The organism is Nannocystis pusilla (assembly GCF_026626665.1).
GTDB lineage: Bacteria > Myxococcota_A > Polyangia > Nannocystales > Nannocystaceae > Nannocystis > Nannocystis pusilla.
This window is the reverse complement of record NZ_JAPNKE010000002.1, coordinates 6,288,523-6,301,588: the sequence shown is the minus strand read 5'-3', so window position 1 is coordinate 6,301,588 and position 13,066 is coordinate 6,288,523. Positions and strand designations below refer to the sequence as shown.

Below are 13,066 nucleotides of genomic sequence, written 5' to 3'. Positions count from 1 at the left end.
AATTCGAGCCAAGCTAGAGCGACTTAAGACCTGTCCGAAAGTGCACAATGTCCTGTACAAGGCCGCGCAGGGCGGTTCCAGGACAAGTGTATCACATTGGTGACGTGATACGTGTGTTGATTCCAGATCCGTCGCGCCTGGATCCACCGGTCCTCGACGTCGCGGATGACCTGGACGGTCGGCGAGGGCGGGCCCTGCAGGCTCTGGTTGGAGACGACGACGATCTCGGCGCTGCCGTCGTTGTCGACGTCCGCGACCACCGGGAACTCGATGTACGTGAGGCTGGTGTGCGGGACCTCGAGCAGCGGGTTACCGGCGCCGTCGAACACGAACAGGCTGTATTCGTCGGCGTACATCGCCTGGGCCGCGCCGGCGGCGATGAAGTCGAAGGCGGTGCCGCCGGCGGCGCCGCTCTGGTCGAGGACCGCGGCCTGCCACTGGATGGCGGCCGGGTTGGTGTCGTAAATGGCGTACTGCGCGGCGAAGCTGTGCGAGAACTCGGGCAGGTCGTCGCCGTCGAAGTCGTGGATGGCGGCGGGGCGCAGCCAGATGAAGGCGTGCTCGGGCGCGGCGCCGGTGAGGCGCAGGTCGAGGTGGCCCGGTTTGGTGGTGCCGTCGTGCTCGAGCACGGTCAGGCCATTGCCGGTGGACAGGAGGATCTCCGGCAGGCCGTCCTCGTCGAGGTCGGCGACGTGGGGCAAGGAGGCGATCGGGACGGCGTCGTTGGTGTAATAGGGGGTGCCGTCGTGGCGGTAAGCGCTATGACCATAGACGACCTCGAGGAAGCCGTCGTCGTCGAGGTCGGCGGCGACCGGGGTGGCGTAGCTCCACGCGCCGTCGAGGACGTTCCACAGCACCTCGCCGGTGGCGCTCAGGACGGAGTCGCTGAAGAGGACCTCGGGGCTGCCGTCGGCGTTCAGGTCGGCGATCGCCACGGCGCCGCGCACGGCGGCGGCGGCGACCGGGGCGGAGGTCCACTTGGGGGTGCCGTCGTGCTCGAAGGCGCGGACGACGTCGCCGTGGGCGAACACGAGGAGCTCGGGGACGCCGTCGTCGTCGATGTCGCCGAGGGCGGGGCTCGAATAGCCGTAGACGGGGTCGGGGATCGAGTAATGGAGGGACCCGGTGGCGCCGTCGAGGACGTAGACGTGGCCGGTGTCGGGCTCGACGCCGTCGCCCGGGCCGGCGACGACGACGATGTCGGGGACGTCGCACAGGTCGATCGCGCCGTCGCCGTTGTCGTCGGTGAGGTTGGCGACCAGCGGCGAGACGCCGCTGAACACGTCCTCGCCGACGCCCGGCCAGCTCCACTGGACCTCGGGGCTGAAGGCGTCGGGCGGGGCCTTGGCGCGGCAATTGCCGGCGTCGCCGTCGGCCGCGACCTTGCACAGGTTGGGCGCGCCGGTGGTGCCGCTGTCGGTGTCGTCGCCGTCGCCGACGTCGAACTGCACGCCGCCGGTGCCGGTGGTGCTGGTGCCCTCGCTGCCGCTGGCGCTGGTCGAGGTGGTGGGCGCGGTGGTGGCCGGATCGAGCGTCGCGCCGCCGCTGGTGGTGGCGGTGCCGGTGGTCGCTCCGGCGGTCGCAGAGGTCTGGCCCTGCGGCCGCCCGTCATCGCCGCACCCGGCCTGCTGCGCCGCCACGAGGGTCAGCGAGACGATCCACCCATTGCCAAGACCCGCACGATCGTTGCGCATGCGCGTGCTCCTCGGCCGGCAGGGTTTCACGCGCGGGGCTCGCCTGGCAAGCGCGACGACGAGGCGCGATCCCGGGCCGCGCAGACCGTTGCACGCGCGCGTGCGCGGAAGCGACGCGCTCGCGTCGGCGAGCAGGCTTCGTTACCCTGCGCGCATGAAGCCCACTCCGAGGATGCTCTTGTGCTGGGGTCTCGCGGCGAGCGCGGCCTGCGGCGACGATGCCCGCGAATCGGCCACGGAAAGCCTCACCTCGAGCTCGCCCACGACCCCCGTGACGGACGGCGGCACGGTGCCGACCGAGGCCGGCAGCGACGGCAGCACCGGCACCGCCGGCGACTCGCAGGCGACCTCGACGACGCAGACGAGCGAGACCGAGAGCACCGACGCCACCACCGCGGAGCCGGTGTGTCCGGCCGACTGCGCCGACCAGGGCGGCACCTGCATCGGCGGCGAGTGCTGCCCCACCGAGGATCGCACCTGCGGCGATGTCTGCTGCCCGGAGGGCGGCTTCTGCTCGTTCAACACCTGCGTGACGCCCGGCGACACCTGCATCGACGCCAGCGAATGCGCGGACGAGGAGTATTGTGAATACTCGCTCGGCGAGCCGGAGATGATGGGCGGCATGTGCCAGGGCGGGGTGACGCCGGCGACCGGCAAGTGCCTGCCGGCGCCGCCGGTCTGCCTCGACGGCCAGGACCCCGGCGATCCGCCGACCTGCCTGTCGAAGTGCGAGTACAAGCCGCCGCCGGGGGCGTTCACGCCGGTGGTCAAGTACCACTGGGACAAGGGCGACGTCATGATGACGCCGATCGTCGTCCAGCTCGACGACGACAACTGCGACCTGATCGTCGACGAGCGCGACATCCCCGAGATCGTGTTCTCCACCTTCGACAACGGCGACTACAACAACAACGGCACGATCCACGTCATCTCGATCGTCGGCGGCCAGATCGTCGAGAAGTGGACCTACTTCGACGCGGTCGACCCGATCGCGCCGGGCCGCGAGCTCGCGGGCGGGGACATCGACGGGGCGCCCGGCAACGAGGTCGTCGCCACCACCACGACCGGCAAGGTCGTCGCGTTCCGCGGCGACGGCACCGTCCTGTGGACCTCGCCGGCGCAGGGCTCCGGGGTGTTCGTCTCGATCACCGACCTCGACCAGGACGGCGCCCCCGAGGTGCTGACCCCGAGCGCGGTCCTCGACGGCAAGACGGGCGCGATCGAGACCGTGCTCGGCGGTCACATCAATACCGCCGCCGACCTCGACGGCGACGGCCAGCTCGACATCGTCCACGCGACGGGCGCCTACAACGCGGCCGGCGGGGTGATGGCGGCGACCGGCCTCGAGGGGGCGTGGAGCGCGGTCGCGGACCTCGACCTCGACGGCAAGGCCGAGGTCGCCACCATCGCCAACGGCGGCGCCCTGCTGGCGCACCACCTGATCATCTGGCGCCACGATCCGATGGCCGCCAACGGGGTGCAGATCATCCGCGCCGGCATCGACATCAACGGCGCGCTGTCGCCGGACCTGTGCCCGCCGGGCTCCGCCGGCAACACCGTCGGCGGCGGCCCGCAGACGATCGCCGACTTCAACGGCGACGGCACGCCCGACGTCGCGGTCGCGGGCGGGGTCGGCTACGCGGTGTTCGACGGCAAGAAGCTGATGGACCCGAACGTGGCCGACGCGGACACGTTCCTGTGGATCAAGCAGACCCAGGACTGCTCGTCGGCGGCCACGGGTTCGTCGGTGTTCGACTTCGACGGCGACGGCTCGGCCGAGGTCATCTACTCCGACGAGACGACGCTGCGCGTGTACAAGGGCAGCGACGGGACGGTGCTGTGGAGCACCTGCAACACGACCGGCACGCTGGTCGAGTACCCGCTGGTGGCCGACGTCGACGGCGACGGGCACGCGGACATCGTCGCGGTCTCCAATGATTATTCAGGCATCACCTGCGACGGCACCAAGCAGACGGGGGTGCGGATCTTCGGCGACAGCCTCGGCACGTGGGTGCGGACCCGCCGGGTTTGGAATCAACACACGTATCACGTGACCAATACGGAGGAGAGCGGGGTGACCCCGCAGGTCGAGGTCGCCAACTGGACGGTGCCCCGGCTCAACAACTTCCGCCAGAACGTGCAGCCCGAGGGCGAGTTCGCGGCGCCCGACCTGATCGTCGACCTGCGCCTGCAGTGCGCGCCGGAGACGTACGGGCTGACGGCCCGCGTGCGCAACATCGGCGAGGCTTCCGTGCCGGTCGGGGTGCCGGTGTACTTCTACGAGGGCGACCCGGACAACGGCGGGGTGGCGCTCGGGATGGGCTTGACGACCAAGGTGCTGTACCCCGCCGAGGCCGAGGAGGTCGTGCTCGAGCTGGCGAACCCGCCGCCCGGAGTGGTCGACGGCAGCTCGGTGGTGTGGGTGGTGGTCGACGATGCGATGCCGATGCACGCGTGGCACGAGTGCCGGGTCGACAACAACCGCGCGTCGGGCACCGGCAAGTGCCCGCGCCCGCCGGGCTGAGGCGCCTCCAGGCCGGGCCCCGGAGGGGCGGTCCCTCCGGGCCGTCTTTCACATCGGCGTCCCTTCGGCGGCCCAGAACTGCACGATGGCGTCGCGCGTGACGCCGTCCTCGGTCTCGGCCGTGACGCCCGGGCCGTCGGTCCACAGGAAGACGTCGAGCGTCGGCACGTAGCGCCAGCGACCCCACGCGCCCTGCATCGAGTCGGCGGCGGCGATCGGGCCCTGACCGTTCGCGGGCTCGCGGCCGCCGTACGACTCGCGCGACCACGACCACGTCGCCGCGCGGAAGTCGGTCGAGCTCGGCGTCAGCACGTGGGTGAACGCGTCGCCGAGGCCCTCGTAGAGCACGACGCGCTGACGCTTGCTGTCCCACGCCGCGCCGACGTTGAGCGCGCCGTGGGCGAAGCCCGTCGGGCCCGCGGGATGGAACGGGATGTCGACCGCGGCCATCGTCGGCGTGCCCGACGCGAAGTCGACGAGGAACACTCCGAGGCCGCTGTCGACCTCGCCGTTGCCCTGGAACAGCAGCGCGGCCTTCGCCTCGGGGACGAACAGCCACGTCACGTCGTAGACGATCGTGTAGCCGTCGTTCGGCGCGCCGGGCTCGACCGCGACGGTCGTCGTCTCGAGCGGCCGCGGCACCGGGGCGTCGAGGTCGTGGTAGCGCACCATCGACGTGCCCTGGGCGAAGTACCACAGCTTGCGGTTCACGGTGTCCTTGACCGCGATCATGCTGCCCGAGGAGATGCCGGGTCCCGGCTCGCCGGCGAGCGAGCGCTCCATCCGGCCGTCCGTCAGGTCGAAGGTCCACGCGCCCCACGCCGAGGGCTTGCTCGCGGTCTGGTCGCCCTCGGCGTTCGCCGTCAGCAGCGAGCCGGTGACCGGCGCGCCGCCCTCGTCGGGGGCGAGGTCGCCGACGGTCGCGTACTGGTGCGCGAGCACGATGATGCGGCTACCCTGATGATCGTAGTCCAGCCAGGTCGGATCGCGGGCGTCCGGGACGCTGCCGTAGGGGTGCCCGCCGCTCCACATGTCCTCCGCGGGGAGGTTGAGCTCCGCGCCGACCTGCTTCCACCGGCGCGAGGTGACGTCGAACAGATACGAGAAGCAGCCGATGTTGGCCCCGTGGCCGCCGCCGAAGTGGACGAGCGCGCCGTCTTCCGAGTAGCCGTCGGCCCACACCGCGCCGTTCCACGCGCGCGCCATGCCGGCGAAGCTGTTGCCGCCGTAGAAGCCGTTGTACCACTTCATCGGCGCCGGGTCGCCGCCGTCGATCTCGACCTCCGACCCGCTGTTCTGATTGATGTTGGTGATCCCGCCCTTGGCCGGCATCCAGAAGTCGGCGTGCCCGGTGTCGCCGTCGGTCGTGTCCCCGCTGCTCGTGACGTCGCTCGTCGCCGCGTCGGTCGTCGTCGCCGCCGCGGTCGTCGTCGGCTCGGGCGCGCCGGTGGTCGGGTCGGTGCCGCTCGTCGCATCCTCGGTGATCACAGAGGTGCCGGTGCCGGTGGTGCCGCCGGTCGACGAGGTCGTCGCGGCGGTGGTGTCGGTCGCTTCCCCGCCGCTGTCTCCGCACGCCGGCAGCGCGCCGAGGAGGACGGCCCAGAACATGGATCGCAGGCGATTCAAGCCAGACATCGGGCGAGCAGACCAGAGGCGGGGCGAAGGGACAAGCGACGGGAAACCCGCACGTCGGGAGGAGCCCCGGGGGGCCGGCCGCGGGGATGCGCCGCACGGCGCGACGCCACGCGGGAGTGAACTCGCTGTTGCGCGCACGTGCTCGCCAGCGATGACCCGCGCGTCGCGAATGCGCGCAGTCGATCGTGCGCGGCTCGCTGTCGCGTCGATCGCGGTCGCGGAAGAGCCGCCGGCGAACCGGTCGCGCATCGGGGCGCTCGCCGTCGGGCCGCATGCGCGGAGCGGGCCGGTGCGCGCCGTGGCGTGCTCGCAGGAGGTCGACCGCCGGCCCGTTCGTGCGGGCGAGCCGTGCGCGGCCGCGGCGAGGCGCTCGCTTCCTGGGCAGGGGCTGGCCATCTGCGGCCATCATCGCCGGCCGCGACGGGACAGATTGATCGCGTGGTCGGTGACGCGAAGGGTCGCGCGCGTTCGACCGACTCACGCCTCTCACCGGTACGCAGGTTCGATCATGCTCAAGACGCTCGCGTTCTCTCAGGTCTCCCACAAGCTCTCGGCGCCGTCGATCACGGGGGGCTGCCGCAAGGGCTGGTGATTCAGCTGTGGATCCGCCGCACCACGGGCGGCTCCGGCGGTTCGCGCCAGCCGATCGTCGCGCTCACGGGGTCGGACACGAAGGTGGTGCTCGGCTCCGGCGAACAACCGGACGCGCTGCTGCTGACGGTGACGACGCCCGAGTTCACGTACGAGCTGGCGGCGCCCGGGGCGATGCCGGCCGACCGCTGGGCGCAGGTCCGGGCGGTGCTGCGCCCGAACGGGACGGCGACGCTGTCGGTGCTCGGGATGACGGTGGCGAGCAACTTCGTCGGCATCGTCGGGACGTCGCCGCTCACGCCGACGATCGGCGGCGGCAGCTTCACCGGCGACCTGTCGCAGCTGCAGATCTGGACCCACGCGGCCCCGGCGAAGCTCTCCGACGATCCGCCGCCGCTCGACGCCGCCGAGCTCTGGGCGTACTACCCGCTCGAGGCGCTGAAGCAGGGGGCGAACGCGCAGCAGTTCGTGACGCCCGACGCGGGGCCGAACAAGCGCGACGCGGTCGGGGCGGTCGAGCAGACGGTGCGCTGGCACGACGAGGCGCAGGCCGACGGCGACGGCTCGTTCCTCCGCTTCGCCGGCGACGCGGCCGAGGCGCGGCTGTCGCCCATCAGCTGTCTCTCGGGACAGCTTGCGATGGAGGCGTGGGTCCGCGGCGAGGCCGACGACGCGAAGCCGGCGGCCGTGATCCAGCTGCTGGGCGCGCACGGGCAGGCGGCGCTGATCGCCGGCGGCAAGGACGGTCAGGTCGCGCTGGTGGTGATCCCCGACGGGGTGACGATCGAGGTGTGCTCGGCGAAGGGGCTGATCAAGAAGAACGAGTGGTCGCACGTGGCGGCGACGGTCGGCTTCGACGCGGCCAAGCAGACGATCGTGGCACGGGTGTTCCACCAGGGCGCGCAGGTGGCGGCGGCGGAGCTGTCGGCGCGGACGGACCAGCAAGGGCCGCCGAAATTCGCGCCGCTCCACGCGTTGCTGCACGAGGCGCTGGTGACCCGCTGCGTGCTCGGCGGGGCGGTGCCGGGCGGGGCGCGCTTCCGCGGCGGCATGGCGGAGGCGCGGATCTGGCAAAAGAGCGCGCCGGAGCGGGTGGGGGCGATGTGGCTGGCGCGGGCGCACGGCGGTGAGCCGGCGCTGCTGGCGGCGTATCGCATGGCCAGCATGACGGCGGGCGTGTTCGACGACATCGGGCCGCGACGCGCCCGCGGGACGGCGAGCGGCGAGGTGACCGTCGTGACCAGCGGGGGGCCGCCGATCGCGTCGCTGCGGGCGGCGCGGGCGTTCCGCGTGGGCGGGCGCGCGAAGCTGGTGCGCGAGTGGCTGCCGGCCGAGCTCGCAGGTTCGCCGGCGACCGGCAAGGCCGGGGCGCACCGCTCGGTGTTCGACGCGACGCTCGAGGTGACGGCCCGCGACGGCGGGGTGCCGACCGACCGCAAGCTCGAGGTCCGGGTCGACCGCGCGATGACGGCGCTCGTCGAGACCGACGGGGTCGTGAAGAAGACGGCCTGGGCGGCGGCGACGTCGTACCTGCTGACGATCCCCAATTCCGGCCGGCTCCGCGTGCGCATGCTGGCCGACAGCGTGTCGTGCCCGACGCTGCGGGCGCGCGTGGCCGGGGCGCCGGGGGGCTGTGGACGATCCTGCGCCCCGACCAGACGGCGCAGAGCCGCCTCCGCGCGGTGACGGGGACGTCGCTGCTGTCGCCCGGCGCAGGCCGGACGTCGCCGATGCCGGCCGGCTCGACGTCAGCCGACGCCGATGCGCTGGCGGTCGCGCTGCGCCAGCTGGCGACGCAGTGCCCGCCGCGGCCGCAGTCGGCGACGCCGGCGGCCTTCAAGCAGAAGAAGTGGGTCATCCAGACGTTCGGCCTCGGCGACATCGGCGGCGTGTTCGACGACATCGGCGACGCGGCGGAAGAGCTGGGCGAGGTCATCGTCGACACGGCGGAGGACGCGGGCGAGGTCATCGTCGACACGGCGGAGGACGCGGGCGAGGTCGTCGTCGACACGGCGGAGGACGCGGGCGAAGCGATCGCCGGGGCGGCGGTCGACGTGAGCAACGCGGTGGTCGGGTCGGCCGAGACGGTGGTGACGGGGGCGAAGCGGACGGCGAAGTCGGCCGCCGGGCTGCTCGAGCAGGGCGAAGCCCAGGTCGCCGCGCTGCGGGTGAAGGCGAACAAGACGGCGGCGCGCGTCGGGCAGGCGGCGATCTCGACGCTCATCGACAGCGCCGACTCGCTGGCGATCTTCGTCGACGAGACGGTCGAGGCGGCCGGCGGCTGGGTCGAGGTGATCGGGACCAGCATCGTCAACGGCGCAGAGGTGGCGTGGCGGACGGTGGTGTCGGGGGTGGAGGACGCGCTCACGGCCGTGACGGCGCTGCTGAAGCGCATCGGCGCGGAGATCCAGCAATTCATCGATTACCTGGCGTATCTGTTCGCGTGGGGCGACTTCCTGGCGGAGTCCGACAAGCTGTACGGCACGCTCGAGCAGAGCATCCAGGGGCTCGGCGGGATGCTTCAGCAGGCCGGGTCGTACAAGGACGAGCTCGGCAAGACGCTGCGCTCGACGGTGAAGAAGGCGGTGGGCAACCGCACGGTCGGCGACCTGTTCGGGCTGCGCATCGATCGCTCGAACCCGGCGATCGAGCACCTCGAGTATTTCCTCGAGCAGGTGCAGCGGGCGATCGAGTCGGTCGAGGCGGTGTTCGAGGGCGTGGCCGACGTGGCGACGGGCGAGGTGTCGCCGTCGCCGGCGTTGCTCGGCAGCGCCGAGGCGAGCGCGGCGCGGCTGCCGATGTCGTCGCTCGCAAACCCGCTGACGCTGCTGACGACGCCGGTGAAGGACCTGCTGGCCGGTAACGGGGCGCTGGCCGACGGGTCGTCGTCCCTGCTCGACGCGGCGTTCTCGGAGATCGTGAGCTCGGGCGGTCAGGCGATCACGACGGCGGTCGACCAGGTCCGCGCGCGCATCAAGGTGCCGTGGCTGACCGACATGATCGAGACGGTGATCCTCGGCGGCCGCTCGTTCACGCTGCTGCGCGCGGCGGCGCTGGCCGGGGCCATCCCGTCGGTGCTGACGAGCAAGCTGTCGGGCGGGCAGAAGAAGGAGGAGGCGTCGGGGTCCATCACGGGGATCGTCGGGCCGAGTTCGCAGCCGAAGCCGACCAAGACGCCGCAGCAGAAGGCGGAGGCCGAACGCTCCCGGCGGGCGCTGTGGGCGTCGACCGGTCTGGGCCTCATCAACTCCGCGGTGGTCGTCGGCAAGACGGTGCTCGAGATGCGCAAGGTGAAGCAGGGAATCGGCATCCTCACCGTCAGCAGCGGGATCTGCATCTGCATGCGCGGCTACTGCACGTCGTTGCTGCTGAGCCGCTATTCTCAGGAGGCGCGGCCGTTCGCGAAGACGAATGTGTGGTTCGACGTGATCGAGGGCGTCTATACGGTGCTCCGCGGGCTGCGCAAGGCGGAGTCGGACGCCAAGTGGGCGAAGTTCGACATGGCGTTCCACGGGATCCTCGGACTGGCGATCACGACGTCGTCGGCGATCGCCCTGGGCTCCGGCAAGCTCGGCGACGCGCAGGCTCGGACCGGCTTCGCGTTCCGCTGCACGTCATGGGTCGGCAACTCGATGGTGCGCCTCGCCGAGAAGAGCGACGACGTCATGACCTCGCCGACGGCGAAGAAGTGCACGCTCGGCCTGGCGGCGATCGTGGCGGTGGTCGAGATCGCCGAGGCGGTCAACGGCAACGTCGACGACGTGCAGTCGACGGAGTGAGCCGCGGGGTCGGGGGCGGCGCCTCGCCGCAGCGCTGCGGCGTGACGGCGTTGTCGGCCTCGCCTCTCGTCGATCGGGTACTCGACCCCGCTCGCTCATGAGGAGAACTCCTACGCGGAGTAGACCGGCCGAGCTGGACAGTCCTTGAGCCCTGAGCTACAGGCGACGCGATGAGCGAGCTTCAGTGGAACAGCAACGAGCGGCGCAAGCTTCACGGGTGGCGCAGCGCCCATGAGGCCGATCCGGACGACGCCGCGCCGAGCCTGGCCGAGGCGTGGTCTCGCATTTGCGCGGTGAAGCTTCCGAAGTTGGAGGGGACCGCGTCCGCAACTGCAGCAGCGGTGGCCAAATCGCTGAAGCAGGTCCAGCCGCCCAAACAGCTGAAGATCCGCGAGGAGGTGCTCCGCGCGACGCTGGTCTTCAGGCCGCCCAGCACGAACTGGGAGGCGTGGAGAGCTGGGCGAGCGCGCGTGCTCTGGTGGCGCTCTGGACCGAAATCGGCGGCCTCCGCTTCGCCGTCGACGTGCTGTCGTCGCAGCCTCTGTTTCACGTCATCAGGAAGCTCGGCCTCGACGGCGCGGTGGCCGGGCTCGAAATCGACGACATCGGCGATCCGGAGACGGAAAATGCCCGCGGACCGTGGGACCTGGCCCGGGAGCTGGAGCCCCTCTGGTGGGCGCTGCGCTGTCGCGTATCGGCGATGAGCGAGGCGGAGCTCGCCAAGGCCTGTGCATCCTGCAAGGACTTGTTGGAAGGCTTGCCCGCCGGCGCGCCGTCCAGGACGGGGTCCGACGAGGGCGGTCACTGGTGGCGGCGCAGCCTGCTCACGTTCGTGCTCTCGCGGAACACCTCGCTGGCGGCCGAGCAGATCGATCGCCTGATGAAGGCGGTGGGGAGGTCCGAGTGGGGCGGAGCCGAGATCCTCATGGCGGCCGCGCCCGACGCTCGGCGGGCCGCGGCGATCGCCGAGCGGGCCGCGTCCAACGGCTTGCTCCGGCTCGGCGACTACGCCTTCGACATCGTGGAGGCGCTCGGCAGCGACGCCGCTCCGATCCTCGAGAAGGCCTACGCGCACGCGCGCAAGGTCTCCGCCAAGCAATACCTCGTCGCCCATGAGCAAGCGCTGAATCTCGCGCAAGGCAAGGCGCTCTCCGGCGCGAAGAGGGCTCCTGTCGGGCAAAGAAGCCCGCGAAGCAGGTCCCGGCGGTGACGAAGGCAGCGGCGGCGAAGGCATCGACGGCGAAGGCATCGGCAGCGAAGGCATCGGGAGCGAGGGCATCGGGAGCGAAGAGGTCGCCGGTGGCGAAGGCATCGGGAGCGAAGAAGGCTGCAGCGGCGAGGGCATCGGCAGCGAAGAAGGCTGCAGCGGCGAAGAAGGCCCCTGCTGTGAAGGCATCTGCAGCGAAGGCATCTGCTGCGAAGGCTCCTGCCGCGAAGGCATCGGCAGCTGCGAAGGCTCCAGCGGCGAAGGCATCGGCAGCGAAGAAGGCTCCTGCCGCGAAGAAGGCAGCGAAGAAGGCGCCTGCTGCAAAGAAGGCATCCGCTGTGAAGAGGGCGGTCGCCGCAAAGAAGCCGGCGCGCGCCAAATAGGCTCAGCTCGGTCGGCGCTCGCCCGATCGTGGGTGCGCGGGCAGCGAGCGCGGCGGGGGCGCGCGGCGGGGCGGCTCGTTGCGCTACAATCCTTCGGTGCTCGCGAGCCTTCGAGAATCAGAGCTCGGCTGCGCCGCTCGCGGCGCCGGTCGGCTCGAGCTCGAGAGGGTTCGAGCCGGTGATGCGATGGTCGAGCTGTCGCGGCGGCGAAGAGCGCCGGGTCGACCGGTTGATGATGAGGGGAGGCGATGATGCGTGCGTGGTCGATCGCGTGGTTGTGCGTCGCCGGCGGGTGTCGGCCCGAGGCGATCGCCGAGGCGTCGCGGGCGCCTGTCGGTGTGGTCGCGGTCGACGCATTGCTGCGAGCGCCGGCCGATCCGGAGCGGGTCATCGTCGACGTCCGGCCCGCCGACGCGTACGCCGGCGGGCACATCCCCGGGGCGCTCCACCTCGACGTCAAGCAGCTGCGGGCCGAGGTCGACGGGGTGCCGGAACAGCTGGCGCCGCGGGCGGCGATCGAGGCGGCGATGGCGGGTCTCGGGGTCGAGCTCGGTGACGAGGTGGTGGTCGTCGACGAGCGCTCGAGCCCGCCGGCGGCCCGCGTGGTGTGGACGCTGCGGTGGTTCGGCCATGCCGCCGACAAGGTCCGGATGCTCGACGGCGGTCACGCGGCGTGGGTCGCAGCCGGCGGGACGCAGACGAGCGAGGTGCCGACCGTCGCCGTCGGGGAGGGTCCGCGGCTCGGCGAGGAGCAGCGCCGGCTCGGCGTCGACGCGGCGTGGATCGCCGCGCGCTTGCAGGACCCCGCGGTCCTGCTGCTCGACGTGCGCAGCGACGACGAGTGGAAGGCCGGACGGATCCCCGGCGCCTGGCACGTGCCGTGGCAGTCCGCCGTGACCGAGGACGGTCGCCTCGAGGAGTTGCCGACGCTGCGCGAGCTGTACGCTCGCGCGCTCGAGCGCGAGACCGTGGTCGTCTACTGCAAGTCGGGGATGCGCGCGAGCTTGACCTGGCTGGTGCTGCAGGTGCTCGGGCACGCCGACGCGCGCCTCTACGACGGCTCGTGGAACGAGTGGGGCGCGCGGCCGGACTTGCCGAAGGAGAAGTGACGGGTGGGGGCCGGTTGCCGCTCGTCGAGCCTCGAAGCGCCGCCGATGCGCCGGCGCTCGTTCGGGCTGCTGCGGTGCGTCGAGCCTCGAAGCGTCGTCGATGCGCCGTTGCTCGTTCGGGCTGCTGCGGTGCGTCGAGCCTCG

9 protein-coding genes are annotated in these 13,066 nt (G+C 71.7%); 6 read left to right on the top strand and 3 right to left on the bottom strand.

Going from position 1 to position 13,066, the window contains the following annotated elements; all coding sequences use genetic code 11:
- Positions 1-23: 23 nt before the first annotated feature.
- The gene (locus OV079_RS27810; RefSeq protein WP_267771963.1) at positions 24-1,694 is read right to left on the bottom strand and encodes a hypothetical protein; all 1,671 of its coding nucleotides are present in this window, start codon (positions 1,692-1,694) and stop codon (positions 24-26) included.
- A 154-nt stretch (positions 1,695-1,848) separates the two neighbouring features.
- Here OV079_RS27810 and OV079_RS27805 point away from each other — a divergent pair, with 154 nt between their 5' ends.
- A complete protein-coding gene (locus tag OV079_RS27805) occupies positions 1,849-4,218 on the top strand; it encodes an FG-GAP repeat domain-containing protein (RefSeq protein ID WP_267771962.1) in 2,370 nt (789 codons plus the stop codon).
- A 48-nt stretch (positions 4,219-4,266) separates the two neighbouring features.
- On the opposite strand, the gene OV079_RS27800 is transcribed toward OV079_RS27805, so the two are convergent.
- Positions 4,267-5,826 carry a hypothetical protein gene (locus tag OV079_RS27800; RefSeq protein WP_267771961.1) on the bottom strand — a complete coding sequence of 520 codons (1,560 nt, stop codon included), beginning with the start codon at positions 5,824-5,826 and terminating at the stop codon, positions 4,267-4,269.
- 615 nt (positions 5,827-6,441) lie between these two features.
- Between OV079_RS27800 and OV079_RS27795 the strand changes: the two genes are divergently transcribed.
- Together OV079_RS27795 and OV079_RS27790 are read left to right on the top strand one after the other, a co-directional pair.
- On the top strand, positions 6,442-8,130 hold the full coding sequence (locus OV079_RS27795; protein ID WP_267771960.1) for a LamG-like jellyroll fold domain-containing protein: 1,689 nt from the start codon (positions 6,442-6,444) through the stop codon (positions 8,128-8,130).
- Positions 8,034-10,223 carry a hypothetical protein gene (locus OV079_RS27790; protein WP_267771959.1) on the top strand — a complete coding sequence of 730 codons (2,190 nt, stop codon included), beginning with the start codon at positions 8,034-8,036 and terminating at the stop codon, positions 10,221-10,223. Before OV079_RS27795 ends, OV079_RS27790 begins: the two co-directional genes overlap by 97 nt.
- 211 nt (positions 10,224-10,434) lie before the next feature.
- Here OV079_RS27790 and OV079_RS27785 read toward each other — a convergent pair whose 3' ends face one another.
- Entirely contained in the window at positions 10,435-10,659 is a 225-nt protein-coding gene (locus OV079_RS27785; protein ID WP_267771957.1) for a hypothetical protein, read from the bottom strand.
- 12 nt (positions 10,660-10,671) lie between these two features.
- Between OV079_RS27785 and OV079_RS27780 the strand changes: the two genes are divergently transcribed.
- The 3 genes from OV079_RS27780 (at position 10,672) to OV079_RS27770 (ending at position 12,922) form a co-directional block, all read left to right on the top strand.
- Positions 10,672-11,433 carry a hypothetical protein gene (locus OV079_RS27780; protein ID WP_267771955.1) on the top strand — a complete coding sequence of 254 codons (762 nt, stop codon included), beginning with the start codon at positions 10,672-10,674 and terminating at the stop codon, positions 11,431-11,433.
- Complete coding sequence (locus tag OV079_RS27775) at positions 11,430-11,813, top strand: hypothetical protein (RefSeq protein ID WP_267771953.1); 384 nt, start codon at positions 11,430-11,432, stop codon at positions 11,811-11,813. The genes OV079_RS27780 and OV079_RS27775 overlap by 4 nt, the downstream gene beginning before the upstream one ends.
- A gap of 248 nt (positions 11,814-12,061) precedes the next feature.
- Positions 12,062-12,922 carry a sulfurtransferase gene (locus OV079_RS27770; protein WP_267771951.1) on the top strand — a complete coding sequence of 287 codons (861 nt, stop codon included), beginning with the start codon at positions 12,062-12,064 and terminating at the stop codon, positions 12,920-12,922.
- Positions 12,923-13,066: the final 144 nt, after the last annotated feature.